Here is a 24,367-nt window from a genome sequence, read left to right as displayed (position 1 = left end):
ATGCCTACTGGTTCTTGCAAACTTTGTTGTGTTGAGGGTGAATTGCAACTAAGTCATTTTATTCCAAAGTTTGTAGGGAAGTGGATCAAAGATACATCGGCAACCGGCTTCATCCGACTAAATCAATCTGTTAATAAAAGAGCGCAGGATACAGCTAAGGATTATTGGCTTTGTAGAGGTTGTGAACAGTTGTTCTCAGGCTGGGAGAGAGAGTTCGCAAAAAAGATTTTTTATCCAGTTGTCAATGAAGGTAAAAGTGAAGCTATATATGGAGATTGGCTTGCGAAATTCTGTGCTTCTCTCTCATGGCGGACTTTGACTTATATCCGAAATGTTAGTCCTGATGGTCATAAAGGCTGTGAGGGTGTAGATGAAGCCCTAGATCAGGCAGAGTCGGCGTTAGCTGACTATTTATTGGGTCGATCAAACAATCTGGGGAAATACGAGCAACATTTTTATCCCCTTGAGGCTTTTTCAAAAACAAATGTTCGCAACCTTCCCGCCAATATAAATCGCTATATTTTGAGGAATATGCACATGGACATCCTTTATGGCGAGAAAGGGGTTATGGTTTATACCAAGCTGCCGTATTTTATTGTTCTCGGTTTAACGGGGCATAGTGAATCGACTAGAATGCGCTCCAGTCGTGTCGCCCTTGGTGGGGGTAAAGTGTCACCACGGGAATATTGGTGGCCGACAGGGTTTGCAGAATATATGTTCAGAAAGGCTAGAGAGATTTCAGGTTCGTATAAAAGTATCAATCCAAAGCAACGAAAAGTTATTGATAGCGCTTTAAAGACCAACCCGGAACGAGCCGCCAATTCAAAAACTATCGAAGCTTTTAATCATGATCACAAGATTTTCGGCGATCGAGCTTTTTTCGAATAAATGTGGCTTAACGCGCCACTACCCAGTAGGCGTGGCGCGTTATGTCATTTTGAGTCGAAGGAACCGAGGGATAGAGAAGCGTTGGTGCCGATTTTCTCCTGTAGTACCGTCTTGAATTCCTGTGCGATGTCTTCGCGCTGAACCTCTTCCCCAACCCAACGCAGTTTAAGCGCGGGCACTGAGCCGCTGGTGATCACCGAAATCCGCAGATTGATCTGCTGCTCAATCAAGCCCTCGAATGGGATGGTTCTGAACAGCAGGGCTGCCGGCAGCGTTTCTTTGCTTCGGGCCTCGATCTGATCCATGGCGCTGCGGCTGGCGCTGGTGTCGCCGACGGTGTTTTCGGATTCGCTGGTTGCTTTGACCGTGATCGTGCGTACCGCAGCGATGGCCTTGGCGACAGGAATCGCTTTGCCTTCGTCATCCACTGGGGTTAGGTACTGGTGCCAATCTTCGATCCAGTCGCTCAGATCCTTCTGCGTCATCGCCCTGCCACCGATGCTTTGAGCTGCCTTGTAGCCAGCGGATGCCTTCAGCTTCAGAACGGCGCGGTCATCTGCATGGCCCGGTAGCGCATCAGTGCCCAGGTTGAACAGCAACGTGCAGGTCATTTCGTCCTGGTCGATGAAGCCCTTTGCGGTCGAGATCGCCCGATCGGCGACGTAGGCGCTGAAGTCGGCCAGCGAATGGGTGGAGTAGATGCCACGGAAACGGCTGCGACCGGCCTGCCACTTTTCCAGAGTGACCACCTGGCAGCCTTCCGGAAGCACCACTGTAGGTGTTTGGGTTGGAAGGTTCTTGCCGGCGGCTTGGAGGGCGGTATCGGTGATGAGCTGAACTGCTTCTTTGGTCAGGGACATGCTTCAGATCCTTGTGAGAGGGTGGAATCAGGTGCGTGGTTTGATGGGGGCTTCTTCGCGGGTGAAGAGCTGGTCGTGCTTTTCAGCGAAGAGGGTGATCTTTCCGCCGGAGCCAACGTGCATCGGCGTGTCCAGGCTGGTGTTCTCGCTGCGGGTACCGCGCTTGGTCGGCACCTTGTAGTCGAGCTTGTGCTTGATCTTTACTTGGCTCGACTCGCCGATCTGGCTGAAGTCCAAGGTGATGACCAGCTTGCCGGCCTTGCCGTGGTCAACTACCCCGGCGGCCACTTCGGAAAGGGCGTGGCCGATCTGGCTGGCGAAGGCGCCGCCGTTAAGCTCTTCGAGGAACTCTGCGGTATCAGTAGCGGTGGACATGGCTGTTTCTCCGGGTTGGCCAACAGGCCGCTGGGGGGAAGGTTGAGTTGCGATTGACGAAGGCGCTGGCGCACTTGGCTGTTGATCCGCCTCATGCTGCTATCTGGACCTGGTTCCACACGCCCACGGCGTCGAACACGCGGGCGGCCTGTTCTTCGGTCAGGGATATTTCGGCGGGAATGGCGATCCAACCCGAGGCAACCCGATGATTCGGATTGCTCTCAGCGACCAGGTCTTTGTAGGTTTCCTCGATCACGCCCTCGAGGTGTGCGGCGAGGTAATTACCCTGGGGCGCGACCTCTATCGATTTGGTGTACCGGTGTCCGCGCTGATCACGGCATTGGACGCTGAGGTAGATCGTCCAGCGATGTGCAAAGTCGCACACGGCATCAGCGATGCGCTGCCCGGGAGGGATGCTCTTGCAGTTCTTCCAATTGATCATGCCTTGGCGGCCGCTGGGGTCGATGTTCACTACCGCGACGTGGTTGGTGCTCAACAATGCCCGGCACGAACGCTCTATCCGGGCACGCATGTTGTTTGGCTTGCGCTTGCTCATAGCGTCTCCGTGATCGCGTCCTTCGGGTTGGGCATTGGTACGCCGATCACTGCGCACCTCCGGGGAGGCGGCTGGCCTTTTCCTCGAACTGCATGGCGAGGTCGTGAGCTGCCTTGTAGTTCTCGCGGAATGCTCGAGTTTTGCCGGTGGCGAGGTCGACGATCTGGAACATGCCGACGCTTTCACCTGTTACCTGGTAGCGCACCGGTTTTGGCGGCAACGGCCGATCAGTGCGGCCGAAGAACGCAGCACGTGCCGCGTTAGTTTGTTGCAGCAGCACACCGAGTTCGTCGATGCGCTCTTGAAATGATGGATGCATGGCTGATCCTCGGTGTGGGTTGCGTGTAGCCGGCCTTCCCGATAAATGCTCGGGCGTGCTGGAGGAAACCATTCAGGGTCGCAAGGGCGCACTTCTGACCAAGCTCACCAGCACCGGTGGGCAATCGACCGGATATTTCATTGAGCTGGCCGCATCGCTCGGCTACATGGTGACCATCGAAGAGTTCAGGCCGTTCAGGGCTGGACACTCACGTGCAGGAGATCTTCTAACCAATGGTCCGTGGGTTTTTACCTGGCTGGTCAGGGCACCCGAAGTGAGTGTCACTGAATTCAGGGCCGGTCGGTCGGCCGCCGGCGAGCGCTTGCGGACATGGGGAAATGACACCCTCGAATGCAAAATAAATCAATTGAAGCCGGCGCACACGATCGCGCTCTTCGCTTACGGAGATTGAAGAATGCACAGAATTGACGGGCCTGGAGCCACGGTCGACAACAAATTCACAGATGGCGATCCGGTTGGCGGGGTTGCAGCAACGGTTGTCACAGACGATTGGATGAACGACGTCCAAGAAAACATCATGGCTGTACTTTCTGCTGCCGGGGTGACTCCAACTAAAGGCCGAGCTGCCGACCTTCTTGACTCGCTGAAAGGTCGCCTCATCGGCGTTCAGGTTTTCACCGCGAATGGAACTTACACGCCGTCGACGGGGACGAAGTCGATCATCGCCGAACTCGTCGGAGGCGGTGGTGGTAGTGGTGGCGTAGCAGCTACAGCTGCAGGGCAGAATGCTCTTTCGACTGGCGGCGGATATGGAGCCTATGCAAAAGGTCGATTCATCACGGGGTTTAACGGGGCTTCCATAATTGTCGGTACGGCGGGTACTGCTGGCGCTGCTGGTGCTAACCCAGGCGGCAACGGCGGCGCATCGAGCATTGGCGTTTTGATCTCGGCACCCGGCGGTCTCGGTGGTGTGGCTGGCCCTGCAACTGCAAACACAGGCCCTTTTGTTACTCTTGGGAGCGGACTTTCTCCAACCCCATCCGGTGCCAACATCGCCGGCTATCAAGGTCAATCCTCCAGCTTTGCCATTTCGATAAGCAGCAGTACTGCACCTACTTCAAATGGCGGTAGCGGGCCGCTTGGTAGTGGTGGCCCAGCCCCAACCACTCCCGGCGCTAAATCTGGTTCAGGATATGGCTCTGGCGCGTCAGGTAACTACAACTTCGCAAGTAAGGCCGCAGATGTTGGCGGCGCTGGTCAGCCGGGCATCGTCATTATCTACGAGTACGCATAAATGAAGACACACGCATACATATATAACGGCAAAGTGTTTGAAATTATCCCCCCTATCACCAATGAGGAAGGTGATGAGATACCCATCACAGAACGGTTCACTTCTGAGTTTGTCGCAGCTACTGTCGACATTTCTGGGCTTGACCCACAGCCGGAACAGGGCTGGACGTATAACGGCTCGGTGTTTGCTGCGCCTGTTGTGATACCGATTGACTATACGGCGATCAACGCAGCAACCCTAGCCACGTTGAACGCTCAAGCATCCCAGGCAATGGTGCCGTATTTCCTGGCTACCAATCTGGGCAATGCCACCGACGAAGAAACCTTGGCGGCTAAGGCTTGGCAGGCGTATTACCGGGCGCTGCAGCTGGTCGATCTGACGTCGCCGTCACCAGATTGGCCGGTCTCGCCCGCATAATCAGGCAGGTTGGATGCTTCGCCGGTGCTCGGCCTCTTTGCGCATCCCTTCCAAGATGGAAATCTTTGGACGGTAGTCAATTCGCTGATAGAGGTCGTCATCCACGGCGAACGCAATATCTGCAACGTCTGGCTTGTCCTCAAGAAATTTGACGCGGCTAGTGCTACCGAACGCTTTGATCGCGGCGGCGGCGAGTTCCGATAGAGTGGAGTTAGAAGTACTTGTGCAAGCAAATTTGCCAAGAGTTCCAGTCTGAACAACTCGTGCAATTATCTGTGCGATGTCGTTGATATGTATAAAGTTGCGCAGAGCGTCGTGCTTACCATATATGAAGATATCTTCATTTTTCTCTGCGCGGTCAATCATTGTGTAAAGCAATGCTTGATGTTTGCGTTGGGAGTTGCCGATCGAATAGAACTGGCTTGGCTGCAGTATCGTCAGCGGAAGGCCGAATTGGCGCGAGTAAAGCTCTGCTGCATCTTCTGCATGCCGCTTTGTCAGAGAGTAGGCGCCGAACATCGGCGAGCCTTGGTCAAGGCGAGCGAAAATGCTCGAAATGTGAACCAGGTGACCCACACCTGATTTGGTGCAGGCCTCGCAAAGCTTTAGCAGGCCAGAAACATTGACCTCTTGAGCGTGCCGAAGATCTTCGGCTGCTGTTCCAGGAAAGCTTGCGGCTGCGTTTATGACTACGTCGATGCCTGACGGAATCTGAATGTTTTCGGCCGGGGAGGCGAGGTCGAGAGTCAAGTCGCACCCAGCGCGGCCGGCAGTTACCACTTCGGAAAATTGACTCAGCACTGGATTTAAAGCCTGCGCCAAAGACGAAGTGCCACCAACGATCAGTATTTTCATGCCCTGCCTTCTATGTTGAGGGTGTGGATCAGTTCAATTCAGCTTCAGCCAAAAGCCCGCAGCTCAATTCGGGATAGTCGACGCCAAGACGACATAAGGCTGTGGTAATTGCAGGACTTAGATCAAGCTGCTTTAGTTGATTCGTAGTGAATGGTTTCAAGAAAATACCTTCAACCGAGCTAGTGAGATATCCAGAGGCATGCAACTGCTCGACTAGGCTTGCCTTAGAATACTGGCGTAGATGGCCAAGCTCCAGATCACCTTTCCCAAGCGACATCATATCGTCCAATAGACCAGCAAGGTGGCCTAGTTGACGGTGCATCGACTGTCCATTCGGCACGGCAATGAAGCAGCGGCCGCCGGGCGCAAGGAATTTTTTGAAGTGTCGAAGTACGACTTCAGGGTCCTGTACGTGCTCTAGCACAAAGCCCATCACGATCACATCGAATCGCTCTTCCGTTTCGAAGGTTTCAAAATAACTTTCGATTATTTCCGCAGTGCATTCTGGGTTTTCTCTGCGGAACTTCTCGATTACTGCTGCAGAACCATCTACCACTACCGTTCGCGCAAAATGATTCGCAAATCGCAGCGTGGTGAATCCATGCCCTACACCCAGCTCAAGGACGCGTGCAGAAGCGGGTGTTTTCTCAATGATGCGTGTCGGATACCAGTTGAGCATCAGATCATTATCGAATGAGAAGGCAAACCCATCTCCGTAGGCGCTGATGTAGGAGTCCAGGTGGTTCGACGTATCCATCATTTATTCCGATGTAAAGGCAATGGTTTGTAGGTTGCTGAATATACAGCACTAAGTGACATTCGAATTTTTACTCCCGCCTTCGAGCGTTTTTTTCCTGGAGAAACCCATGCCCATCACATCGCAGCAACTGCTGCAGATCCTCCCGAACGCCGTCGCCAAAGCCGGCGTTTTTGTTTCCGGAGTTTGACGAATGCGTACATCACAAAAAGGAGTGAGCCTGATCAAGTCGTTCGAAGGGCTGCGATTGGTTGCCTATCAGGACTCGGTGGGAGTGTGGATCATCGGGTACGGTGCTACTCGTGGCGTTGTGGCTGGTATGAAGATCACTGCCGACCAGGCCGAGCGAATGCTGCAGAACGACATCAGTCGTTTCGAGCCTGATATCGATCGGCTGGTAAAGGTGCCACTGAACCAGAACCAGTGGGATGCGCTGATGAGCTTCACCTACAACCTAGGTGCGACCAATCTTGGATCATCGATGCTACTGAAGCTGCTCAATTCTGTTGATTATGCCGGGACTGCTGAGCAGTTTCTGCGCTGGAACAAGGCGGGCGGCCAAGTGCTTTCAGGCCTGACCAGGCGTCGTGAAGCTGAGCGCAAGCTGTTCCTGGGGGGCGCATGAAAACTCTTCTGCGCGTCCTTCCTTATATAGCTTCGATTGCCTGGTCGCTGCTGCACTGTTCGGCGCCTACCACCACGGCCTGTCGGTGAAGGATGTCGAGTGGCAATCGGCTTAGAACGATAGAAACGCGAAGGACGCCCATGCTAAGGCCGAAAACGAGGCAGCTGCCCGCGCCGCCGCTGTGCTTGCCGACGTGTTCAAGCGCGCTGACCAGCGAGCGGGTGAACTGGCGGCAGTTGCTGACCAAGCCAGAGCCCGGGGAGTGACGTGTGAACTGATATATAACGCGCTTCGATAGAGCTCAAGTTATGGTTTCGTAGCGACCAAGAGTAGAGAGCCCCCGAATGGCAAAGTAAGGCCGATCTTAATCAGCCCAAGCTCCAGTTTCATTACCGTCTCAAGACTTTTGTTAAGCCACCCCGGAATGTGAAACTCCTTCTGCGTGTCATATTCCCCCTTGTGCTTTCGGAGGCGGGACAGCCACATCAGTGGGACGAGAAAGCTTACAAATGAAGTGGTGTATTTTACTTTGAGCCCAGCCGACTCAATCTTCGATATTAGGTCCAATCTCGTGTATCGCCGGACGTGGCAGGCGTACTCATCGACATGCGACCACAACCACATATGCTGTGGTACTGAGACCATTAAAGATCCGCCTTCCTTCAGTGCGCGGGCCAAGTTTTTTAGGACAATCTGGTCTTGATCAATGTGCTCGATCACGTCAAATGCGCCAATGACGTCATAACGAGACTCCTCGGACATCAACGTCGCATCAAGTTGTTTAAAGGTTACATCTGGCAATCGCCTTTTGGCGAAAACCAACCCCTCTTCGAAGTACTCAGATCCACAGAGTTCCGCGCCCGGGTAAGCCTTTTTAACCCCCTCTAAAACAAACGCAGTTCCACAGCCGACTTCTAAAAAACTCTTGAATCGGCCTACCTGATTCTTCAGAGCCCACAGAATCACTTTATTTCGCGCTCTAAACCACCAATGCCTTGGCTCTTCAGCAGCAAGAATTTCAAACGAATCAGTCGGGAATGGCTCGCGTGCGGACGACATCCTTAGCAACTCCTGCTTTAGAATATTTTCTTTTGATGGGGCAATTTGGCGAATTTCAAGCTTCAGGAATGTAACAGGTTTGTTAGTTCTGTGAAAATTCGAAAATGGCTCCAACGGCTTTTATAGCGCGCGCCCGACTTGACCCAGCGCATGCTCAACGAATTATCGGAATCACGGACTCCGGTGACCAAGGACTGATCGCGCTGGCGGCGTGCCAGGCCTACGTCAAAGAAGTGAGCCGCTGATTCACTGGCGTTTGACTGCCTCCAGTTCCCTGCGCAGTTTTTCGTTTTGATCACGGACCAGCGACAGGCTTTGAATTTCAGCCAGCTGTTCTGTGGTTTCCGCTTCGAGGTTGGCCATCCAGGTGCGAGCCTTCTTCAGCTCGTCCGACAGCTTATCGTTCATATTCACCAGGTCGGCGATGTTTTCCTTGGCTGACTGCAGCTGGCATTTCAGACCGTGGATGTCTTCCTCGAGCATGCTCGCGTAGTGCTTGACGGTTTCAAGGCGTGTTGGGCTGCCCAGCCAGTCGCTGGTGTCTTCGATCTCATACTGGTTCACGGGAAGGCCTTATTGATACTGTTTGGATATACAGTAATAGAGGCGCGACGTTTCTGCGAGGGGAGGGTGACGAACAGTGCAATTTGGAGTGGGTGTTTATTTGGCAGGACGCCGGGGAAGGGGTAAAACGCTGTCTAAAACTACCTCGACCTTGCTCGGTTTCATTGGCCCGAAAGGCGCTTACATCGGGTTAGAGTTTTAGACAGCTAGCAATGCATACCTTTGGAATATGAGGTCTGTAGCTGGTTTCCGTTAGTACTGCTGCATCACTGGCGTGTTGGGCTTTGTCGCAGGTCGGCAGGAAGCCAAAGGAGGGATGAATCTCGTACCACTTTTTGTACCAACTGATGTTCCCGGCAGGGGTATTAAGGGGTTTCAGAATGCGCTGAAACCCCTTGTTTGGCACATCCAGAATACGCCAGCTAATCCGCACTGCGAGTCCGTGACTACTCCGGAGTCATCATCACCGCGAGCGTCATCTTGATGAATTCCTCGTTGCGGTCGATTGCGACCATGGCGCCACGTACGTTCTCGGCGACTTCCGCGCCGCCGTGTTTCTCTACCCACTCTGACAGTTCCATGATCGCTGCCTCGAGGGCGAGTTGGTTCTCATTGATCTTGAAAAGCAGGGAAGGGAGCAGGTCTGAATGTGGCATCGCTAATCCTCTGTTTTGAGGTCAAGCGTAGCACTGCATTGAAAGGATAATTAACGGTCGGCAGGACGCCGGGGTAGGGGACTACTGTAGGAATATACAACGCTAAGTTATTGATTCTTATAGGGCGATACGCGGCTTTTGTACCCGCTCAGAAACACCTGTTTTCCTATATAGATCAGGTAGTTGCGTTGGTTTCGGGGTCACCTTGACATGGTGGGGGTCGTTGGTTCGAGTCCAATCGCGCCTACCAAACAAAATCCGCTCTGCTGGGCGGTCTGGAAGGGCTCACCGAAAGGTGGGCCCTTTTTTGTTGTCTGGCGTTTGGGCAAACCTCGTGAGTTTGGGTAAACGACCACTGCGCTTCACCTTCAGGTCGGCACAGTGACAACAACGATCTTGATCTTTATACCCAGCGCCGTGGCCACTTTCAGAACGACAGAAAGGCTCGGATCACCATCCTTGGAAAGTGCCCGGTACAGAGTCGCTCTGCTGACGCCTGTATCACGCGCCAGCTGGCTCATTCCCTTGACTCGCGCAACTGTGCCCAGTGCATCAGCCAAAACACTGGGATCATTTGTATTCAGGCAGTTCTCCAAGAGGGCGGCAAGTCCCTTGTCACTGATTCGACTATCCGGCTTAGCCAATTCTGCGTTTCGCATAGAGACCTCCAGAGAACAACTGGCACTTATGTGATGTTTCAGCTGAAGCATTGGGTAGAGCCAGAGTCGCTGGAAAGACCCATGACAAATCTAGACCATTCGTCGGGATATCACCTTCTGAAAGAAACTTTTTCTTGGTTTTCAGGCGCGGGGTAAATGCGCGGGTAAAGCAAGATAGCGGTCGAAAACACCCGCTTAATTGGCGTATTCGAATGGCGTGATCACTCACCTCCATCAAATCCCGCACCAAAACTTAGCCCCTTCACTCCGTGTTACTGCTCGCCGAATGAAAACCATTTCTACTCGATATTGAACTGTCGGCACATAACTGCATCCAACCAGAACGGGCGACCAAACGTTTGCAGGTTAACGAGGCAGGAGGGGAGTTGATGGGGAGGCGAGCGATGATTCGGTTCTTTGCGGCTTACTTGTCCATTTGCCTTGTACTTCAATGGACTGTGTTTGCAGCGTCCCCATGGATCGCCACTCATGTACTTCTGAGATGGATCCTGTAGCGCTGTGATTCAGGCGTAAAATAGACGCTGCTACCTGATCCAGAGGAGTCGCATATGATCTCCGACCAAGTGAACAAGCAGTCATCCGAGAAGTCTGTCTGGGATCAATATTTCTGCGCTGCGTTGATTGCCGAAAGTAATCTGACAGCACCTGTTGTCGGTGGGGCTACTCACGAAGACAGGCAGAATCTGTTGATCGAGCGGGCGAGAACCCTCGCCGATAAAATGATGGAACACAGAAAGTAACCAGAGCCCAGCCATTGCGCTGGGCTCTTCGTATCTGGGGTTCGCTGCGATGCAGCTCAGGCAATCAGTTCGACTTTTCCCGTCGCCAGGCGATAGATGCCGCCCACAATTTTCAGTTTGCCCTTCTCGAGGGCGTCGGTCAGCAGTGGCGTGGCTTTCTTGAGGCGCTCGACCGAGTTTTTGACGTTTTGCGCGGTCGCGTTTGCCACCAGATCTCCAGGTTGGTTGATTACGGTTTCGATAGATGACTTCAAGGCGTCAGTCAATTTGGGGATCTGCCCGGGGAACACCGTGTGCTCTTTGACCGCTTTTACGCCGGCCTCGATGGCGCCACAGCTTTCATGTCCCAAAACCAGAATGAGCGGTGCGCCTAGCACTGCCACGCCGTATTCGAGGCTCGCCAGGCCTTCATCGGTGACGAAGTTGCCGGCGAGGCGTACGGCGAAAAGATCGCCTCGTGCTGTGTCAAAAGCGTATTCGGGGGCAATACGAGAGTCGGAGCAACTCAACACTGCCACGAACGGGTTCTGACCGGACACCAACGCTTCGCGCTCGTCCTTGAAGTCGTGGGTCTGCGAGTTACCGCTGACATAGCGCTCATTGCCTGCCATCAGTCTTTTCAGTGCCTCATCCGGGTTGATGACGTTTTTGGGTTTTGGGGGCGCGGAGGTTTTTTCGGCTGCTTGAACGATCTGGTTGGGCAGTGTGCTGGCCAGTAGCAGGGCACTGGCTCCTAACCCGGCAATCCGAAGAAAACGGCGACGCTCATTGGGGGTTGAAGCAGCGTTTGAATCGCATGATTCACACATGATTTTGTGTACTCAGGTCAATTCGGTGGGAGTAACTGCTGTTGGGGGTGCTGCTTGCAGGGACCTGCAGCAGCGCAATGGTGAAGTCTAGACGGTGTACGACATTATATTTTCCGCGATGTCCAGTAAGTGGCAGCTCGCGCGCAAGTGCAATCCGTTGATTGATCAACTACTACTGTCAGGTTGTTTCAAGTCGACCTGACAGGAGTTTCTCGATGCTGACTCACTGGTTTCTCGCGGCAGTACACCTTTTGGCGTTTGCACTGGGGTTTTGGGCGGTTTTGGTTCGTGGTACGAATTTCCAGCGTTTGGCCAAAGGCGCTGGTGATGCTCGAAGCGTGCTGATTGCGGATAACTTTTGGGGGATTTCTGCACTCATTCTGTTGGTGACAGGTGGGATGCGGGCTTTTGGCGGGTACGAAAAAGGTACGGACTATTACCTGCAACAGCCGTTGTTTCATCTAAAGATGACGCTATTGGTACTTATCCTGCTGCTGGAGGTGGCACCGATGGTGACCCTGATCAAGTGGCGGGTGGCGCTGGCTCGTGGCGCGACCATCGATGCCGGGCGTGCGAAGTTGTTTGCACGTATCAGTCATTTCCAGGCGTTGTTGGTGTTGTTGATGGTGGTAGCGGCCACTGGCATGGCGCGGGGGGTAACGCTGGGGTAGTCGAGCGGTGTTTGTGCAGGGGACGAGTGAAGGGCGATGCGCCATGAATCTTTAGCCAGCCGTCGTTCCGGGGGGTGAACGGGCTGGCTACTGACTGCATCAGGATTCAAGGGTTCTGCGGTTTGTCCGGGGCGGTCAGGCCGGCCTGAATGCGCTGATAAATTTCTTCGCGGTGTACCGCAACGTCTTTAGGGGCGTTGATGCCGATTCTGACTTGCTGACCGCTTACGCCGAGGATGGTGATCGTAATGTCATCACCAATGTTTATGCTTTCACCGACTTTGCGGGTGAGTATCAGCATGGTCTTCTCCTTGATTTGCTTTGTGGGGCACCTGATTCGGACAGTGCAGAGGTCGGTGTTATGTATAGATTAGTGCGAAGTCTCACGCTTTGGGTGCCTCTTTCTGACGCGCAGATACAGCATTAATTCCCAAGGCGTAACTATACAGAGGCCGCAACCATCATTCTCGTTGTTTTGTGCCCATTTTGCGGCACTCGCGAAGTATTCATGAGTGTTAAAATCCACGCTTTTGGCGATCAGAGGGAAACGCTGTGCGCAAAATGGTCTTGGTAATCGCAGTATTGGCGCTGGCGGGATGCGGTGAAGGCAAGAATGTCGATGCACCAAAACCGCAGGTTACAGCGGCGGCGGCACCGGCGCAGGTCACGGGACCACAGTGGGATCTCGAAGTGCGAGGCGAGACACCGCAGGCGGTCAGCGATCTCAGCGGCTGGATGATCGAGCATAGCTTCATGTCCAACGTCATTCGGGAAAATGGCAAGACCCGGATTTTGATGGGGCCATACAGCTCCAAGGCGGATGCCGAGGCCCAGCAGGCGCAAGTGAACGCAGCGCTCGTCAAGGCAAAGAAGCAGAATATCGAAGTACTGGTCCTCGAGCGTCCAGCAGCTCAATAAAGGAGCAGTAACGAAAAAGGCCTCGGATATGGAGTCCGAGGCCTTTGCGTGTTTAAAGCGTTTAGCCGCAGGCTTTCATGTCCACCGGGCCGACAAACTCGTTGCCGCGTCCCATGACGCACGCCACGCTCTGGTTGCGCTGACGTTCCCAGGCCTGGACTGGATAGGTTTTATCCCAGGCTTCGTACAGTTGCCGATCCTGTTTCGACAGGCGCAAACCATACTGTTTACTCATGTAGAAGTAAGTCCGGGCGATCATGCCGCGAATCGAAGGGCGTGGCATGACCTTCTTCGCCTTGAAATCAACCTGCGTCAGGCAAGATCCATATTGGCCCGATTGCTCCGGCAGCCAGCCGAAACTGAAGTTGCTGCGATCGCCATTCACCTCACCAATGCTGGGTACCAGGTTGTGCAGGTCTGCCTCGGCTTTCTGATAAGTGGGGTCGTAGCGCGTGCAGTTCTTGCGTCCACCTTCCTGCCAGCACTGGCGCTGATGGCCAATTTGCCAGGCCGGCACAATGTGCTCCCATTCGATGCGTGAAGCGCGCTTGGCATTTTTGCGGGGCACATATCCGCAGGCAGCGAGGTTCACTCGGTTGCCCGTGTACTTGCAGCCGCAATAGAACTCGGTGGATTGAGGCGCGTACAGCTTCCAGGCAACTTTCTTGGCTTCGTTGAAGGTCCGTGGCGCATCGGCCTGGGCTCCCATGGTGAACAACAAAAACAGTAACGCTAAACAACGAACACTCATTGAATCAGTCTTCCTTCGGCACAACCCAGAAAATCTGCACACCGCCGTCATCGCGATAAGCGAGGGTGACGTTGTCGTTCTCGTCGATTTCTTCGAGCAAGCGTTCCCACTCATCCACGGGTTCGTCCGCAAGTCGGAAGATCAGCGCGGCCTTGGCTTTTTGTGCGGTGGGTGAGTTGATGATTTTCTGAACGCGATTGCCCATGCGTACATAGGCGTCGGCTGAGGTAGAGGAGGTGTCCATGGAATTATCCTTATTAAGCTGTACGTGCATACAGTATTTAACTGTAGGAATTTTCGCAACTGCTTAAAATTCAAGAACATCCTCTGACAGCGATTTGTTCCATTTGGTGTAGGACGAAAAGGGATTTTTTTTGGCAGGCGCAACGTGCGAGCCACTCGCCAAGGCTGGCGAGTGGCGCGAGGGGTGCCCGACTGGAATCAGTCGGGCGAAAGTGAATCAGTATTCCCAGAACATCCGCTGCAGCTCTTTGCTGTCATTGGTCTTGGTCAGTGCGACCATGGCCAGGATGCGTGCCTTTTGCGGGTTCAAGTCATGGGCCACGACCCAGTCGTACTTGTCATCGGGCTGTTCAGCGTTGCGCAGAACAAAGCCACCGGCGTTGACGTGGGAAGAGCGGATGATTTGCACGCCATCCTTGCGCAGGGCTTGCAGGCTTGGGACGACTCGCGAGGATACCGAGCCATTACCGGTGCCGGCGTGAATGATCGCTTTGGCGCCAGACTGGGCCAGTGCCTTGTAAGCGGTATCGCTGACGTTACCGTAGGAGTACGCGATTTCGACGCTTGGCAGGCTCTTGATGGTTTTGATGTCGAACTCTGAATCCATGGTGTGACGCTTGGCTGGCAGGCGGAACCAATAGGATTTGCCCTCGACGACCATTCCGAGCGGGCCCCAGGCACTTTTAAACGCCTCGGTCTTGATGTTGATCATTTTGCTGACATCACGACCCGACTGAATTTCATCGTTCATGGTGACCAGCACGCCTTTGCCTCGGGCTTCTTTGCTGCTGGCCACAGCCACTGCGTTATACAGGTTCAGCATGCCATCGGCCGACATCGCGGTGCCTGGACGCATGGAGCCAACGACGATGATCGGCTTGTCGGTTTTTTCCACCAGGTTCAGGAAATAGGCCGTCTCTTCGAGAGTGTCGGTGCCGTGGGTAATCACGATGCCATCGACGTCGTCGCTATCGGCCAGTTCGGCCACGCGACGGCCCAGTTGCAACAGGTTGTCGTTGGTAATGCTCTCGGATGCGATCTGCATCACTTGCTCGCCGCGAACGTTGGCCACCTGGCTCAGTTCCGGCACGCCGGCGATCAGCTTGTCGACGCCGACTTTCGCTGCTTGATAGGTCGCACTGTTGGCAGCGCTGGCACCCGCGCCAGCAATGGTGCCACCGGTGGCCAGGATGACCACGTTCGCCAGTTTCTGTTGGGGTTCGGCTTCTTTTGCCTGAAGGGCAGCAGGGAGAAGCAGCAGTAGGGCCAAGGCGCCCGGAGCAAAGGTCTTGAAAGCAGATGTCATTATTTTTCTCTCTAGTCGTGAGACGGTGCTGATGCAAGTTCATCTAGATCCGCCCCAGCTGATCTGAATGCTGGGGTACCACAGAAGAGCAGGATCTGTACCAGACACACTTCGTATTGAGAAACGCGTTTAAGTTAATGATTTGTTTAGATTTTTAAACGTTGTTTCAACGTCGGGACATTGTGGGTTGTCCGGGTTTCCGACTAATTGCGGGTTTTCCGTTCGGCTCACCGAAAATCTGTTGAATCTTCCGATCTTGAAAGTTCGCGCATTAGCGCTAAAGAAAACGGTGCACAGGTCGATTTCCCTTGAAGGAATATTTTTCAGGGAGTCTCCATGTCGTTGACCATCGGTTTTCCAAATGCGTCCATGCTCAACATCGGTGGCAAAGCGCCTTCGACCGAGTCCTCGGGCGACGCGACATCTGAAACCTCGACGCAAGGCTCTGCGCTGGAAGGGGACAAGAAAATATCTGTCAGCCCGGGAGGCGGTGCGCAGGGTAGCGAACAAGCCGAAAGCGCCGGCAGTGACCAAAGCGTCGCGGTGCAGATATTGCTCAAGCGCATGCAGGAGTTGCAGCAGCAACTACGTGAACAACAGCAGCAATTGGCGGCAACCCAGGCCGCCTCTTTCCAGTCGGCGCAGGCAAAGGCCACGGCGGTCATGGCGATTCAGACGCAGATAGCCGATACCTCCGCAGCGCTGATGCAGGTGGCGGCCGCTCTGGTAAAAGAGCTGGCAGGTTCCGGGAGTGTGATCAGTACCACGGCGTGAAGGGCGCCTCAGAAGGCGTTTTCTCGTCATTGACAAATCTCGACAAGATTCGCATAGTCCGGTCTTCGCAAACGTTTGCGCAGCCCCGCTAATGGCCTAAATCCATTAGCGAACGGCATGCAGCTTACGCCAGCGCAAGCGTTGCTCACAATAATCATAAGACCGGAGTGAACCCATGAAGCTGCCATTCGCTGGACGTCTTCTCGCTGTCGCTATGCTGGCTGCCGCATCCGCCGCGCTGCCTGTTTCTTCGGCTTTCGCCGAGGAGCCTGCAAAACCCAAAGTCGCTCTGGTCATGAAATCCCTGGCCAACGAATTCTTCCTGACCATGGAAGATGGCGCCAAGGCCTACCAGAAAGATCACTCCGGCGAATTCGAGCTGATTTCCAACGGGATCAAGGACGAAACGGACACGGCCAACCAGATCCGCATCGTCGAGCAGATGATCGTTTCCAAAGTTGACGCGCTGGTCATCGCGCCCGCTGACTCCAAGGCCATGGTGCCGGTGATCAAGAAAGCGGTGGATGCTGGTATCACGGTGGTCAACATCGACAATCAACTTGACCCGGCGGTGGTCAAGAGCAAAAACATCAGCGTTCCATTCGTAGGCCCGGATAACCGCAAAGGCGCGCGCCTTGTAGGCGAGTATCTGGCCAAACAGCTCCAGGCCGGTGACGAAGTCGGCATCATCGAAGGCGTGTCCACCACGACCAACGCCCAGGCCCGCACCGCAGGCTTCAAGGATGCGATGGAGGCCGCGCAGATCAAGGTGGTGTCTGTGCAGTCCGGTGACTGGGAGATCAACAAGGGCAACCAGGTGGCTTCCGCCATGCTGAGCGAATATCCACAAATCAAGGCCCTGCTGGCCGGCAACGACAGTATGGCGGTCGGCGTCGTGTCTGCCGTGCGTGCCGCGGGCAAGGCCGGCAAGGTGCAAGTGGTCGGTTACGACAATATCAACGCCATCAAGCCGATGCTCAAGGATGGCCGTGTGTTGGCCACGGCCGACCAGTTTGCAGCCAAGCAGGCCGTGTTCGGTATCGAGACTGCACTGAAGATCATCAAGGGCGAGAAAGTCGACAGCAGCGCCAACGGCGTGATCGAGACTCCTGTAGAGCTGGTTACCAAGTAATCCTCTGGCGACACAACGGTGCTCGTCCGACCGGGCGAGCGCATGGAGAGTTTTTATGTCCGTTCGCGACCCGAACGCTGTCCTCTCGGTCAGCGGTATCGGCAAGACCTACGCCCAGCCGGTCCTGACTGGTATCGACCTGACGCTCATGCGCGGTGAAGTGCTGGCACTGACCGGCGAGAACGGCGCGGGCAAAAGTACGCTGTCGAAGATCATTGGCGGCTTGGTCACACCGACCACCGGCCATATGCAATTCCAAGGGCAGGATTATCGCCCGGGCAGCCGCACCCAGGCCGAAGACCTGGGCATCCGCATGGTGATGCAGGAGCTCAACCTGTTGCCGACTTTGTCGGTGGCGGAAAACCTGTTTCTCGACAATCTGCCCAGCCATGGTGGCTGGATCAGTCGCAAGCAACTGCGCAAGGCTGCGATCCAGGCCATGGCGCAGGTGGGGCTCGATGCGATCGATCCGGACACGCTGGTGGGTGAACTCGGCATCGGTCATCAACAAATGGTCGAGATTGCCCGCAACCTGATCGGCGATTGTCACGTGCTTATCCTCGACGAGCCGACTGCGATGTTGACGGCCCGTGAAGTCGAAATGCTGTTCGAGCAGATCACCCGCCTGCAAGCACGTGGCGTGTCGATCATCTATATCTCCCATCGCCTCGAAGAACTGGCCCGGGTCGCCCAGCGCATAGCGGTGCTGCGCGACGGCAATCTGGTGTGCGTCGAGCCGATGGCCAATTACAACAGCGAGCAACTGGTCACGTTGATGGTCGGTCGCGAGCTCGGTGAACACATCGACATGGGCCTGCGCAACATCGGCGCCCCGGCCTTGACGGTCAAAGGTCTGACCCGCGCCGACAAGGTTCAAGACGTGTCGTTCGAAGTGCGCGCGGGCGAGATCTTCGGTATTTCCGGTTTGATCGGGGCAGGGCGCACCGAGTTGCTGCGGCTGATCTTTGGCGCCGATACCGCAGATAGCGGCACGGTGGCGCTGGGCTCTCCCGCGCAGGTTGTCAGCATCCGATCACCGGTCGATGCGGTCGGTCACGGCATCGCCCTGATCACCGAGGACCGCAAGGGCGAAGGCTTGCTGTTGACGCAATCGATCGGCGCCAACATTGCACTGGGCAACATGCCCGGCATTTCCAGCGGCGGGTTCGTCAATCAAAGCGAAGAGGCTTCGCTGGCCCAGCGTCAGATCGACGCCATGCGCATCCGTAGTTCCGGTCCGGCGCAACTGGTCTCCGAACTGTCCGGTGGCAACCAGCAGAAGGTGGTGATCGGCCGCTGGTTGGAGCGTGATTGCTCGGTGTTGCTGTTCGACGAGCCGACGCGAGGCATCGACGTCGGCGCCAAGTTCGACATTTATGCCTTGCTTGGTGAACTGACCCGCCAGGGCAAAGCACTGGTGGTGGTGTCCAGCGACCTGCGCGAATTGATGTTGATCTGCGATCGCATCGGCGTGCTCTCGGCGGGGCATCTGATCGACACATTCGAGCGCGACAGCTGGACCCAGGATGAATTGCTTGCTGCAGCTTTTGCTGGCTACCAAAAACGTGATGCGCTGCTCTTTGACGCGGCGCCTAGGGATCTTCCATGAATACCGTATCTTCGGCCGGCAAACGCAGTGGCAATTTCTACGGCCTCGGCACTTACTTGGGCCTGGCCGGTGCCTTGCTGGCGATGGTTGTGCTGTTCTCGGTCTTGAGCAGCCATTTCCTCTCCTACGACACCTTTAGCACCCTGGCTAACCAGATTCCGGACCTGATGGTCCTAGCGGTCGGCATGACCTTCGTGCTGATTATCGGCGGCATTGACCTGTCGGTGGGCTCGGTGTTGGCGCTCGCCGCTTCGACGGTCAGCGTGGCGATTCTCGGCTGGGGATGGAGCGTCCTGCCCGCAGCGCTACTCGGCATGGCGGCTGCCGCACTCGCCGGAACCATCACCGGTTCGATCACCGTGGCGTGGCGGATTCCTTCGTTCATCGTGTCGTTGGGCGTGCTGGAAATGGCCCGAGGTGTGGCGTACCAGATGACCGGTTCTCGTACGGCCTACATTGGCGATGCCTTTGCATGGTTGTCCAACCCGATCGCCTTCGGGATTTCACCTTCATTCATCATCGCCTTGTTGATCATTTTCATTGCCCAGGCCGTGTTGACCCGTACCGTTTTCGGTCGCTACCTGATCGGCATCGGCACCAACGAAGAAGCGGTGCGTCTGGCCGGGATCAATCCAAAACCCTACAAAATCCTTGTGTTCAGTCTGATGGGGTTGTTGGCCGGTATCGCCGCGTTGTTCCAGATTTCGCGCCTGGAGGCGGCGGATCCGAATGCCGGATCCGGTCTGGAATTGCAGGTGATCGCCGCAGTCGTCATTGGCGGCACCAGCCTGATGGGTGGGCGTGGCTCGGTCATCAGCACGTTTTTTGGTGTATTAATTATTTCTGTATTGGCGGCCGGTCTGGCGCAGATCGGCGCAACCGAACCAACCAAACGCATCATCACTGGCGCGGTGATCGTGGTAGCGGTGGTACTGGATACCTACCGCAGTCAACGCGCAAGCCGGCGGACCTGAGTCATGGCAACGATCAAAGATGTGGCAGCCCTGGCGGGTATCTCTTACACCACGGTTTCCCACGTGGTGAACAAGACCCGGCCGGTCAGCGAAGCAGTACGGGTCAAGGTCGAGGAGGCCATCAAAACCCTCGACTACGTTCCCAGTGCAGTAGCCCGGTCTCTCAAGGCCAAGACCACGGCGACCATCGGTCTGTTGGTGCCCAACAGCCTCAACCCGTACTTCGCCGAACTGGCCCGAGGTATCGAGGATTACTGCGAGCGTAACGGTTACTGCGTGATCCTTTGCAACTCCGACGATAACCCGGACAAGCAGCGCAGTTACCTGCGCGTGCTTCTGGAAAAACGCATCGATGGCCTGATCGTCGCCTCGGCGGGCGGCGATAGCGGCCTGGCAGAGGGCCTGGCAGGCGTGCGTACACCAATGGTGATTGTCGACCGGGGGCTGGAAGGCGTTGATGCGGACCTGGTGCGGATCGATCACGAATACGGCGCCTATCTGGCGACCCGGCACCTGCTGGAACTGGGCCATCGGGATATCGCCACCATCAGCGGCCCCACGACCACCAGTGTGGCGCAAATGCGTCTGGCCGGCTTTTGCCGTGCCCTTAAGGACGCGGGCCTTGAGGTGCCACGTGAGCGCATGCTGGAAAGCGATTTCACCAGTACCGGCGGTTACAACGCTGCGGCGATCCTGCTGGCGAAGAACCCGCCCAGCGCGATTTTCGCGGCCAACGACATGATGGGTATCGGCGTCCTGCGCGCTGCCGCCGAGCGCAATATTGCTGTGCCAACCCAGTTATCGGTGATCGGCTTCGACGATATCCAGATGAGCCGCTATGTCTATCCAGCGTTGACCACCGTGGGTCAGTCAATTCTTCAGCTTGGCGAGATGGCGGCTGAAGTGTTGCTGCGCCGCATTGCCAAGCCGGTTCTGGCCACCGAGCTACGGATCGTCACACCGAGCATTGTCACGCGCGAATCGACCGCACCGCTGGCCGGTGTGTTTTCTGAATACCGCTGAAACTGAATGAATGAGTAGCGATGTATGCCAGCAAAAGTAGTGGTAATAGGCAGCCTCAACATGGACCTGGTGACCCGGGCGCCAAGGTTGCCGCGTGGGGGTGAAACGCTGATTGGCGAGTCGTTCGTCACGGTTTCCGGTGGAAAGGGTGCGAATCAGGCGGTGGCCGCAGCGCGACTGGGGGCGCAAGTGTCGATGGTTGGCTGCGTTGGCAGCGATGCATATGGCGCACAGTTGCGTGAGGCGTTGATGGCCGAGCAGATCGATTGTCAGGCAGTCAGCACTGTTGAGGGCTCAAGTGGTGTGGCGTTGATTGTGGTTGATGACAATAGCCAGAACGCGATCGTGATCGTCGCTGGTGCCAACGGTGCGCTGACGCCGGCGCTGATTGGCTGTTTTGACGCAGTGCTGCAAGCCGCCGACGTTGTCATTTGTCAGCTCGAAGTGCCGGATGAAACGGTCGGCCATGCCCTCAAGCGCAGTCGAGAGCTGGGCAAAGTCGTGATCCTCAATCCGGCACCGGCCAGTCGACCATTACCGACGGATTGGTACGCGAACATCGACTACCTGATTCCCAACGAAAGCGAAGCGTCGGCGCTAAGTGGTTTGCCGGTCGATTCTCGGCAAACAGCAGAAGCCGCCGCGACCCGATTGATCGAGATGGGCGCCGGCAAGGTAATCATCACGCTTGGCGCCCAAGGGTCGCTGTTTGCCGATGGAATCAGCTTCGCGCACTTTCCGGCGCCCACTGTGCAAGCGGTCGATACCACAGCAGCCGGCGATACATTCGTCGGTGGTTTTGCCGCTGCCCTGGCTGCCGGTGAAAGCGAGGTTGAAGCGATTCGTCTTGGTCAGGTCGCCGCGGCGTTGTCGGTGACCCGGGCTGGCGCGCAACCCTCGATTCCCACCCTGTCCGAAGTTCAGGCGTTCAACACCCCATGAAAAAGACACCTTTGCTCAACGTCGCCTTGTCGCGGTTGATCGCCTCACTTGGCCATGGCGATACCGTGGTCATTGGCGATGCAGGTCTACCGGTGCCACCCGGCGTTGAGTTGATCGACCTGGCCCTGACCCACGGCGTCCCGGATTTCATCAGTACCTTGAAGGTTGTGCTCAGCGAAATGCAGGTTGAAAGCCATGTGCTGGCACAGGAAATCCTGGAGAAAAAACCGTCGGCGCTGGCAATCCTGGATCAACTTGATGACGAAGGGGGTCTGGGGCGGCGCGAGTTGCTCAGTCATGAGCAATTCAAAGTCCTTAGCCGGTATGCCCGGGCAGTCGTTCGCACGGGTGAATGCCAGCCGTACTGCAACATTGTGCTGGTCGCCGGGGTGACGTTCTGATTCGTAATGGATTTTCTGTTCTATCTTGCACAAGGAGTGCGCCATGTATCGCTATGTCTTCAAACTGTTCCATTTACTGCGGAGTCTGCTGCTTTTGTCCTTGATGACCGCCACCGGCGCCCAAGCGGCGGAAAAGATCGATCTGATCATCGACACTGATCCCGGTGCCGACGATGTGGTGGCCTTGTTGTTTGCGCTGGCATCGCCGGATGAATTGAACGTCCTTGCGCTGACCACCGTCGCCGGCAATGTGCGCCTGGACAAGACGTCGCGTAATGCGCGGTTGGCCCGCGAGTGGGCGGGGCGCGAGGATGTACCGGTCTACGCCGGGGCGCCAAAACCCATGATGCGCACGCCGATCTATGCCGAGAATATTCACGGTCAGGAAGGTCTGTCCGGTATCGCCGTCCACGAGCCGAAGAAAGGCCTGGCCAAGGGCAATGCAGTCGACTACCTGATCGATACGCTGATGGCGGCCAAGCCCCACAGTATCACCCTTGCCATGCTGGGACCGCAGACTAACCTGGCTCTCGCGCTGATCCAGGAACCGGGCATCGTTCAGGGCATCAAGGAAGTGGTGATCATGGGCGGTGCCCACTTCAACGGTGGCAACATTACGCCGGTGGCGGAGTTCAATCTGTTCGCCGATCCCCAGGCAGCTGAAGTGGTGCTCAAGAGCGGCGTGAAACTGACCTACCTGCCGCTGGACGTCACCCATAAAATCCTCACCAGTGAAGCGCGCCTGAAGCAGATTGCTGCGTTGAATAACAACGCCAGCAAGTTGGTGGGCGATATTCTGAATGAGTACATCAAGGGCGATATGGAGCATTACGGCATGCCCGGTGGCCCGGTGCATGATGCTACGGTCGTTGCCTACCTGCTCAAGCCCGAGCTGTTCAGCGGTCGCTCGGTCAATGTGGTGATCGATAGCAGTGAAGGCCCGACCTTCGGTCAAACCATCGTTGACTGGTACGACACCTTGAAGGCGCCCAGGAACGCGTTCTGGGTTCAAAGCGGCGACGCCCAGGGCTTTTTCAATCTGCTGACCGAGCGATTGGCGCGATTGAAGTAGGGTCAACCTCGTGAGCCTTCGCCTGTAGGATCTATGCGGCGCTTGGCACGCCGACTTAGGTATGAGCGCAGGGCTATGCGACACTTGGTCTTTGATGACGCTGAAAGGATCGCGCTGTGCAAATCGACTTGAACTCTCCCAACGGCCTGACCCTTGAGGCTGTGCGCCAACTACTGGCCTCGGCCAGCGACGATGAGCACACCCAGTTGCGTGTGACCAGGGGCGGTATCGCCTATATTTCATCGGGCGTTGTGGGAGGCGCCGATATCGACGGGCTGCTGTTTCGCCTTGAAACCTGGGCGAAGGGCTCCGGGTATGTCGGGCGAGTCGCAGCGAGTGACGAGGTTTGGGTCATGCAGATATTCAATGCGCTGAAACAGAACTGGCCAAAGCCCGCGTTCGACTACATCGACGTCTATTGAGCGCTGTTCATATTCAGTCACGATTGAAGAGAGAAGAAGAGGGCGATGCTCAGGCAAACTTGTCGTTTTTTACGCGGCGAAAGCAGGCCAACTAAGCAGGCCAACTTCAGTCACGTGAAACCAAACAGCGGATTGGCGGTCGCACGATCACAGCTTAATTAACGATAAAAGGAGGCTTCATGCCTTGGAAGCTCGCGTCATTGGGTACTTTGCTGGCCGTTGCCACGCTGGCCGGTTGCAGCACTGGCACCACTGGGTCAACAGACCCTGAAACGACGACTGACACAGGTCACAGCCGTTGCGAAGCGAAAGCAGCCGAATTCAGCATTGGTAAAAAGGCTTCGCCCGAATTGCTTGAGCAGGCGCGTACTCGTGCTGGCGCGCAGAATGCAAGGTTCCTGCTGCCTAACGACATGGTAACGCTGGAATACCGTTCCGACCGCCTGAATCTCAACACCGATGCCAATCGTGTGGTCACGCGCGTCAACTGCGGCTGATCGTTCAAACTTTTGAGATGCCCATAAAAAACCCCGTCACATGGACGGGGTTTTTTTAGTGCGCCTGGAAATTACTCTGGGCGAACTTGAGCAGCTTGCATACCCTTTTGGCCTTTCTCAGCCACGAAGGAAACGGTTTGGCCTTCTTTCAGGCTTTTGAAACCGTCGCTTTCGATAGCTTTGAAGTGTACGAACAGGTCGTCACCGCCACCTTGAG

At 55.7% G+C, this 24,367-nt stretch carries 35 protein-coding genes and 1 pseudogene; 20 read left to right on the top strand and 16 right to left on the bottom strand.

All coding sequences use genetic code 11. The features are described from left to right. Positions 1–888, top strand: a complete 888-nt coding sequence (locus tag ACRESJ_RS05440; RefSeq protein ID WP_431756989.1) for a hypothetical protein — start codon at positions 1–3, stop codon at positions 886–888. 44 nt (positions 889–932) lie between these two features. Here the strand turns inward: ACRESJ_RS05440 and ACRESJ_RS05435 are convergent, their stop codons facing one another. From ACRESJ_RS05435 to ACRESJ_RS05420, 4 genes are all read right to left on the bottom strand, one after another. After that, entirely contained in the window at positions 933–1,748 is an 816-nt protein-coding gene (locus ACRESJ_RS05435; RefSeq protein WP_431756988.1) for a DUF2303 family protein, read from the bottom strand. A 27-nt stretch (positions 1,749–1,775) separates the two neighbouring features. After that, on the bottom strand, positions 1,776–2,123 hold the full coding sequence (locus ACRESJ_RS05430; protein ID WP_193039440.1) for a hypothetical protein: 348 nt from the start codon (positions 2,121–2,123) through the stop codon (positions 1,776–1,778). Between the two features lie 91 nt (positions 2,124–2,214). Then, entirely contained in the window at positions 2,215–2,679 is a 465-nt protein-coding gene (locus ACRESJ_RS05425) for a hypothetical protein (protein WP_431756987.1), read from the bottom strand. 46 nt (positions 2,680–2,725) lie between these two features. After that, a complete protein-coding gene (locus ACRESJ_RS05420; RefSeq protein WP_431756986.1) occupies positions 2,726–2,998 on the bottom strand; it encodes a hypothetical protein in 273 nt (90 codons plus the stop codon). On the opposite strand from ACRESJ_RS05420, the gene ACRESJ_RS05415 reads away from it, so the two are divergent. The 3 genes from ACRESJ_RS05415 to ACRESJ_RS05405 are packed head-to-tail and all read left to right on the top strand — an operon-like array spanning position 2,997 to position 4,670. Further along, the gene (locus tag ACRESJ_RS05415) at positions 2,997–3,410 is read left to right on the top strand and encodes a YmfQ family protein (protein WP_431756985.1); all 414 of its coding nucleotides are present in this window, start codon (positions 2,997–2,999) and stop codon (positions 3,408–3,410) included. The genes ACRESJ_RS05420 and ACRESJ_RS05415 overlap by 2 nt on opposite strands. A 3-nt stretch (positions 3,411–3,413) precedes the next feature. Continuing rightward, a complete protein-coding gene (locus ACRESJ_RS05410; protein WP_431756984.1) occupies positions 3,414–4,253 on the top strand; it encodes a hypothetical protein in 840 nt (279 codons plus the stop codon). Next, on the top strand, positions 4,254–4,670 hold the full coding sequence (locus ACRESJ_RS05405; protein WP_431756983.1) for a tail fiber assembly protein: 417 nt from the start codon (positions 4,254–4,256) through the stop codon (positions 4,668–4,670). Here the strand turns inward: ACRESJ_RS05405 and ACRESJ_RS05400 are convergent, their stop codons facing one another. Both ACRESJ_RS05400 and ACRESJ_RS05395 read right to left on the bottom strand, forming a co-directional pair. Beyond that, the gene (locus ACRESJ_RS05400) at positions 4,671–5,525 is read right to left on the bottom strand and encodes an NAD-dependent epimerase/dehydratase family protein (RefSeq protein WP_431756982.1); all 855 of its coding nucleotides are present in this window, start codon (positions 5,523–5,525) and stop codon (positions 4,671–4,673) included. Positions 5,526–5,553: 28 nt separating this feature from the next. Continuing rightward, on the bottom strand, positions 5,554–6,282 hold the full coding sequence (locus tag ACRESJ_RS05395; RefSeq protein ID WP_431756981.1) for a class I SAM-dependent methyltransferase: 729 nt from the start codon (positions 6,280–6,282) through the stop codon (positions 5,554–5,556). Positions 6,283–6,475: 193 nt separating this feature from the next. On the opposite strand from ACRESJ_RS05395, the gene ACRESJ_RS05390 reads away from it, so the two are divergent. Both ACRESJ_RS05390 and ACRESJ_RS05385 read left to right on the top strand, forming a co-directional pair. Further along, on the top strand, positions 6,476–6,907 hold the full coding sequence (locus tag ACRESJ_RS05390; protein WP_431756980.1) for a lysozyme: 432 nt from the start codon (positions 6,476–6,478) through the stop codon (positions 6,905–6,907). A 181-nt stretch (positions 6,908–7,088) separates the two neighbouring features. Then, positions 7,089–7,205 carry a DUF2514 family protein gene (locus ACRESJ_RS05385; RefSeq protein ID WP_431756979.1) on the top strand — a complete coding sequence of 39 codons (117 nt, stop codon included), beginning with the start codon at positions 7,089–7,091 and terminating at the stop codon, positions 7,203–7,205. Positions 7,206–7,213: 8 nt separating this feature from the next. Here ACRESJ_RS05385 and ACRESJ_RS05380 read toward each other — a convergent pair whose 3' ends face one another. Next, positions 7,214–7,966 (bottom strand): class I SAM-dependent methyltransferase, encoded by a 753-nt coding sequence (locus ACRESJ_RS05380; protein ID WP_431756978.1) that lies wholly within the window; start codon positions 7,964–7,966, stop codon positions 7,214–7,216. 128 nt (positions 7,967–8,094) lie between these two features. Between ACRESJ_RS05380 and ACRESJ_RS05375 the strand changes: the two are divergent. After that, positions 8,095–8,211: pseudogene (locus ACRESJ_RS05375) on the top strand (lysis protein); the annotation flags it as partial. Between the two features lies 1 nt (position 8,212). Here the strand turns inward: ACRESJ_RS05375 and ACRESJ_RS05370 are convergent. The 3 genes from ACRESJ_RS05370 to ACRESJ_RS05360 all read right to left on the bottom strand — a co-directional run bounded on the left by ACRESJ_RS05370 (position 8,213) and on the right by ACRESJ_RS05360 (position 9,845). Continuing rightward, a complete protein-coding gene (locus tag ACRESJ_RS05370; protein ID WP_431756977.1) occupies positions 8,213–8,530 on the bottom strand; it encodes a hypothetical protein in 318 nt (105 codons plus the stop codon). A gap of 446 nt (positions 8,531–8,976) precedes the next feature. Next, positions 8,977–9,186 carry a hypothetical protein gene (locus ACRESJ_RS05365; protein ID WP_431756976.1) on the bottom strand — a complete coding sequence of 70 codons (210 nt, stop codon included), beginning with the start codon at positions 9,184–9,186 and terminating at the stop codon, positions 8,977–8,979. Between the two features lie 368 nt (positions 9,187–9,554). Beyond that, positions 9,555–9,845 carry an addiction module antidote protein gene (locus tag ACRESJ_RS05360; protein WP_431756975.1) on the bottom strand — a complete coding sequence of 97 codons (291 nt, stop codon included), beginning with the start codon at positions 9,843–9,845 and terminating at the stop codon, positions 9,555–9,557. A 569-nt stretch (positions 9,846–10,414) separates the two neighbouring features. Here ACRESJ_RS05360 and ACRESJ_RS05355 point away from each other — a divergent pair. Beyond that, positions 10,415–10,606: a hypothetical protein gene (locus ACRESJ_RS05355; RefSeq protein WP_431756974.1), complete on the top strand. Its 192-nt coding sequence runs from the start codon at positions 10,415–10,417 to the stop codon at positions 10,604–10,606. 56 nt (positions 10,607–10,662) lie between these two features. Here ACRESJ_RS05355 and ACRESJ_RS05350 read toward each other — a convergent pair whose 3' ends face one another. After that, on the bottom strand, positions 10,663–11,415 hold the full coding sequence (locus ACRESJ_RS05350; RefSeq protein ID WP_431756973.1) for a carbonic anhydrase: 753 nt from the start codon (positions 11,413–11,415) through the stop codon (positions 10,663–10,665). A gap of 215 nt (positions 11,416–11,630) precedes the next feature. Between ACRESJ_RS05350 and ACRESJ_RS05345 the strand changes: the two genes are divergently transcribed. Next, positions 11,631–12,086, top strand: a complete 456-nt coding sequence (locus tag ACRESJ_RS05345) for a DUF2214 family protein (protein ID WP_431756972.1) — start codon at positions 11,631–11,633, stop codon at positions 12,084–12,086. 106 nt (positions 12,087–12,192) lie between these two features. On the opposite strand, the gene csrA is transcribed toward ACRESJ_RS05345, so the two are convergent. Beyond that, positions 12,193–12,387, bottom strand: a complete 195-nt coding sequence (gene csrA, locus ACRESJ_RS05340; protein WP_431756971.1) for a carbon storage regulator CsrA — start codon at positions 12,385–12,387, stop codon at positions 12,193–12,195. Between the two features lie 251 nt (positions 12,388–12,638). Here csrA and ACRESJ_RS05335 point away from each other — a divergent pair, with 251 nt between their 5' ends. Continuing rightward, positions 12,639–13,004, top strand: a complete 366-nt coding sequence (locus ACRESJ_RS05335; protein WP_431756970.1) for an SPOR domain-containing protein — start codon at positions 12,639–12,641, stop codon at positions 13,002–13,004. Positions 13,005–13,065: 61 nt separating this feature from the next. Here ACRESJ_RS05335 and ACRESJ_RS05330 read toward each other — a convergent pair whose 3' ends face one another. The 3 genes from ACRESJ_RS05330 to ACRESJ_RS05320 form a co-directional block, all read right to left on the bottom strand. After that, positions 13,066–13,755 carry an endonuclease gene (locus tag ACRESJ_RS05330; RefSeq protein WP_431756969.1) on the bottom strand — a complete coding sequence of 230 codons (690 nt, stop codon included), beginning with the start codon at positions 13,753–13,755 and terminating at the stop codon, positions 13,066–13,068. Positions 13,756–13,759: 4 nt separating this feature from the next. Next, positions 13,760–13,999, bottom strand: coding sequence for a DUF1654 domain-containing protein (locus tag ACRESJ_RS05325; RefSeq protein ID WP_431756968.1), 240 nt, complete (start codon positions 13,997–13,999; stop codon positions 13,760–13,762). Positions 14,000–14,215: 216 nt separating this feature from the next. Continuing rightward, a complete protein-coding gene (locus ACRESJ_RS05320) occupies positions 14,216–15,304 on the bottom strand; it encodes an asparaginase (protein ID WP_431756967.1) in 1,089 nt (362 codons plus the stop codon). Positions 15,305–15,640: 336 nt separating this feature from the next. Here ACRESJ_RS05320 and ACRESJ_RS05315 point away from each other — a divergent pair, with 336 nt between their 5' ends. The 10 genes from ACRESJ_RS05315 to ACRESJ_RS05270 all read left to right on the top strand — a co-directional run bounded on the left by ACRESJ_RS05315 (position 15,641) and on the right by ACRESJ_RS05270 (position 24,150). Further along, positions 15,641–16,078 (top strand): hypothetical protein, encoded by a 438-nt coding sequence (locus ACRESJ_RS05315; protein ID WP_431756966.1) that lies wholly within the window; start codon positions 15,641–15,643, stop codon positions 16,076–16,078. 175 nt (positions 16,079–16,253) lie between these two features. Beyond that, a complete protein-coding gene (locus ACRESJ_RS05310; RefSeq protein WP_431756965.1) occupies positions 16,254–17,210 on the top strand; it encodes a sugar ABC transporter substrate-binding protein in 957 nt (318 codons plus the stop codon). Between the two features lie 55 nt (positions 17,211–17,265). Continuing rightward, positions 17,266–18,819, top strand: coding sequence for a sugar ABC transporter ATP-binding protein (locus ACRESJ_RS05305; protein ID WP_431756964.1), 1,554 nt, complete (start codon positions 17,266–17,268; stop codon positions 18,817–18,819). Then, complete coding sequence (locus tag ACRESJ_RS05300) at positions 18,816–19,793, top strand: ABC transporter permease (protein WP_431756963.1); 978 nt, start codon at positions 18,816–18,818, stop codon at positions 19,791–19,793. Before ACRESJ_RS05305 ends, ACRESJ_RS05300 begins: the two co-directional genes overlap by 4 nt. 3 nt (positions 19,794–19,796) lie before the next feature. Further along, positions 19,797–20,816 (top strand): LacI family DNA-binding transcriptional regulator, encoded by a 1,020-nt coding sequence (locus ACRESJ_RS05295; protein WP_431756962.1) that lies wholly within the window; start codon positions 19,797–19,799, stop codon positions 20,814–20,816. A 24-nt stretch (positions 20,817–20,840) separates the two neighbouring features. Beyond that, the gene (gene rbsK, locus ACRESJ_RS05290) at positions 20,841–21,758 is read left to right on the top strand and encodes a ribokinase (protein ID WP_431756961.1); all 918 of its coding nucleotides are present in this window, start codon (positions 20,841–20,843) and stop codon (positions 21,756–21,758) included. Further along, on the top strand, positions 21,755–22,159 hold the full coding sequence (rbsD, locus tag ACRESJ_RS05285) for a D-ribose pyranase (RefSeq protein ID WP_431756960.1): 405 nt from the start codon (positions 21,755–21,757) through the stop codon (positions 22,157–22,159). The genes rbsK and rbsD overlap by 4 nt, the downstream gene beginning before the upstream one ends. Positions 22,160–22,202: 43 nt before the next feature. Beyond that, entirely contained in the window at positions 22,203–23,231 is a 1,029-nt protein-coding gene (locus tag ACRESJ_RS05280) for a nucleoside hydrolase (protein ID WP_431756959.1), read from the top strand. A 116-nt stretch (positions 23,232–23,347) separates the two neighbouring features. Beyond that, positions 23,348–23,653, top strand: a complete 306-nt coding sequence (locus tag ACRESJ_RS05275) for a hypothetical protein (RefSeq protein WP_431756958.1) — start codon at positions 23,348–23,350, stop codon at positions 23,651–23,653. Between the two features lie 179 nt (positions 23,654–23,832). Beyond that, positions 23,833–24,150, top strand: coding sequence for an I78 family peptidase inhibitor (locus ACRESJ_RS05270; RefSeq protein WP_431756957.1), 318 nt, complete (start codon positions 23,833–23,835; stop codon positions 24,148–24,150). Positions 24,151–24,221: 71 nt separating this feature from the next. Here the strand turns inward: ACRESJ_RS05270 and ACRESJ_RS05265 are convergent. Then, positions 24,222–24,367 (bottom strand): cold-shock protein (locus ACRESJ_RS05265; RefSeq protein ID WP_431756999.1); only part of this gene is annotated, 146 nt, incomplete at its 5' end.

This window comes from Pseudomonas sp. (assembly GCF_050739655.1).
GTDB lineage: Bacteria > Pseudomonadota > Gammaproteobacteria > Pseudomonadales > Pseudomonadaceae > Aquipseudomonas.
The sequence above is the reverse complement of the archived record's forward strand: the minus strand, read 5'-3'. Positions and strand labels throughout refer to the sequence as shown.

What these genes read in the sequence shown, in the direction of transcription:
- ACRESJ_RS05320 (WP_431756967.1), bottom strand. Translation starts at nt 15,304, where the DNA reads ATGACATCTGCTTTCAAGACCTTTGCTCCGGGCGCCTTGGCCCTACTG.
- ACRESJ_RS05345 (WP_431756972.1), top strand. Translation starts at nt 11,631, where the DNA reads ATGCTGACTCACTGGTTTCTCGCGGCAGTACACCTTTTGGCGTTTGCA.
- ACRESJ_RS05430 (WP_193039440.1), bottom strand. Translation starts at nt 2,123, where the DNA reads ATGTCCACCGCTACTGATACCGCAGAGTTCCTCGAAGAGCTTAACGGC.
- ACRESJ_RS05435 (WP_431756988.1), bottom strand. Translation starts at nt 1,748, where the DNA reads ATGTCCCTGACCAAAGAAGCAGTTCAGCTCATCACCGATACCGCCCTC.
- ACRESJ_RS05415 (WP_431756985.1), top strand. Translation starts at nt 2,997, where the DNA reads ATGGCTGATCCTCGGTGTGGGTTGCGTGTAGCCGGCCTTCCCGATAAA.
- ACRESJ_RS05390 (WP_431756980.1), top strand. Translation starts at nt 6,476, where the DNA reads ATGCGTACATCACAAAAAGGAGTGAGCCTGATCAAGTCGTTCGAAGGG.
- ACRESJ_RS05280 (WP_431756959.1), top strand. Translation starts at nt 22,203, where the DNA reads ATGTATCGCTATGTCTTCAAACTGTTCCATTTACTGCGGAGTCTGCTG.
- ACRESJ_RS05300 (WP_431756963.1), top strand. Translation starts at nt 18,816, where the DNA reads ATGAATACCGTATCTTCGGCCGGCAAACGCAGTGGCAATTTCTACGGC.
- ACRESJ_RS05380 (WP_431756978.1), bottom strand. Translation starts at nt 7,966, where the DNA reads ATGTCGTCCGCACGCGAGCCATTCCCGACTGATTCGTTTGAAATTCTT.
- ACRESJ_RS05310 (WP_431756965.1), top strand. Translation starts at nt 16,254, where the DNA reads ATGAAGCTGCCATTCGCTGGACGTCTTCTCGCTGTCGCTATGCTGGCT.
- ACRESJ_RS05295 (WP_431756962.1), top strand. Translation starts at nt 19,797, where the DNA reads ATGGCAACGATCAAAGATGTGGCAGCCCTGGCGGGTATCTCTTACACC.
- ACRESJ_RS05355 (WP_431756974.1), top strand. Translation starts at nt 10,415, where the DNA reads ATGATCTCCGACCAAGTGAACAAGCAGTCATCCGAGAAGTCTGTCTGG.
- ACRESJ_RS05305 (WP_431756964.1), top strand. Translation starts at nt 17,266, where the DNA reads ATGTCCGTTCGCGACCCGAACGCTGTCCTCTCGGTCAGCGGTATCGGC.
- ACRESJ_RS05350 (WP_431756973.1), bottom strand. Translation starts at nt 11,415, where the DNA reads ATGTGTGAATCATGCGATTCAAACGCTGCTTCAACCCCCAATGAGCGT.
- ACRESJ_RS05360 (WP_431756975.1), bottom strand. Translation starts at nt 9,845, where the DNA reads ATGCGAAACGCAGAATTGGCTAAGCCGGATAGTCGAATCAGTGACAAG.
- ACRESJ_RS05405 (WP_431756983.1), top strand. Translation starts at nt 4,254, where the DNA reads ATGAAGACACACGCATACATATATAACGGCAAAGTGTTTGAAATTATC.
- ACRESJ_RS05365 (WP_431756976.1), bottom strand. Translation starts at nt 9,186, where the DNA reads ATGCCACATTCAGACCTGCTCCCTTCCCTGCTTTTCAAGATCAATGAG.
- ACRESJ_RS05395 (WP_431756981.1), bottom strand. Translation starts at nt 6,282, where the DNA reads ATGGATACGTCGAACCACCTGGACTCCTACATCAGCGCCTACGGAGAT.
- ACRESJ_RS05410 (WP_431756984.1), top strand. Translation starts at nt 3,414, where the DNA reads ATGCACAGAATTGACGGGCCTGGAGCCACGGTCGACAACAAATTCACA.
- ACRESJ_RS05270 (WP_431756957.1), top strand. Translation starts at nt 23,833, where the DNA reads ATGCCTTGGAAGCTCGCGTCATTGGGTACTTTGCTGGCCGTTGCCACG.
- csrA (WP_431756971.1), bottom strand. Translation starts at nt 12,387, where the DNA reads ATGCTGATACTCACCCGCAAAGTCGGTGAAAGCATAAACATTGGTGAT.
- ACRESJ_RS05330 (WP_431756969.1), bottom strand. Translation starts at nt 13,755, where the DNA reads ATGAGTGTTCGTTGTTTAGCGTTACTGTTTTTGTTGTTCACCATGGGA.
- rbsK (WP_431756961.1), top strand. Translation starts at nt 20,841, where the DNA reads ATGCCAGCAAAAGTAGTGGTAATAGGCAGCCTCAACATGGACCTGGTG.
- ACRESJ_RS05425 (WP_431756987.1), bottom strand. Translation starts at nt 2,679, where the DNA reads ATGAGCAAGCGCAAGCCAAACAACATGCGTGCCCGGATAGAGCGTTCG.
- ACRESJ_RS05420 (WP_431756986.1), bottom strand. Translation starts at nt 2,998, where the DNA reads ATGCATCCATCATTTCAAGAGCGCATCGACGAACTCGGTGTGCTGCTG.
- rbsD (WP_431756960.1), top strand. Translation starts at nt 21,755, where the DNA reads ATGAAAAAGACACCTTTGCTCAACGTCGCCTTGTCGCGGTTGATCGCC.
- ACRESJ_RS05440 (WP_431756989.1), top strand. Translation starts at nt 1, where the DNA reads ATGCCTACTGGTTCTTGCAAACTTTGTTGTGTTGAGGGTGAATTGCAA.
- ACRESJ_RS05315 (WP_431756966.1), top strand. Translation starts at nt 15,641, where the DNA reads ATGTCGTTGACCATCGGTTTTCCAAATGCGTCCATGCTCAACATCGGT.
- ACRESJ_RS05400 (WP_431756982.1), bottom strand. Translation starts at nt 5,525, where the DNA reads ATGAAAATACTGATCGTTGGTGGCACTTCGTCTTTGGCGCAGGCTTTA.
- ACRESJ_RS05325 (WP_431756968.1), bottom strand. Translation starts at nt 13,999, where the DNA reads ATGGACACCTCCTCTACCTCAGCCGACGCCTATGTACGCATGGGCAAT.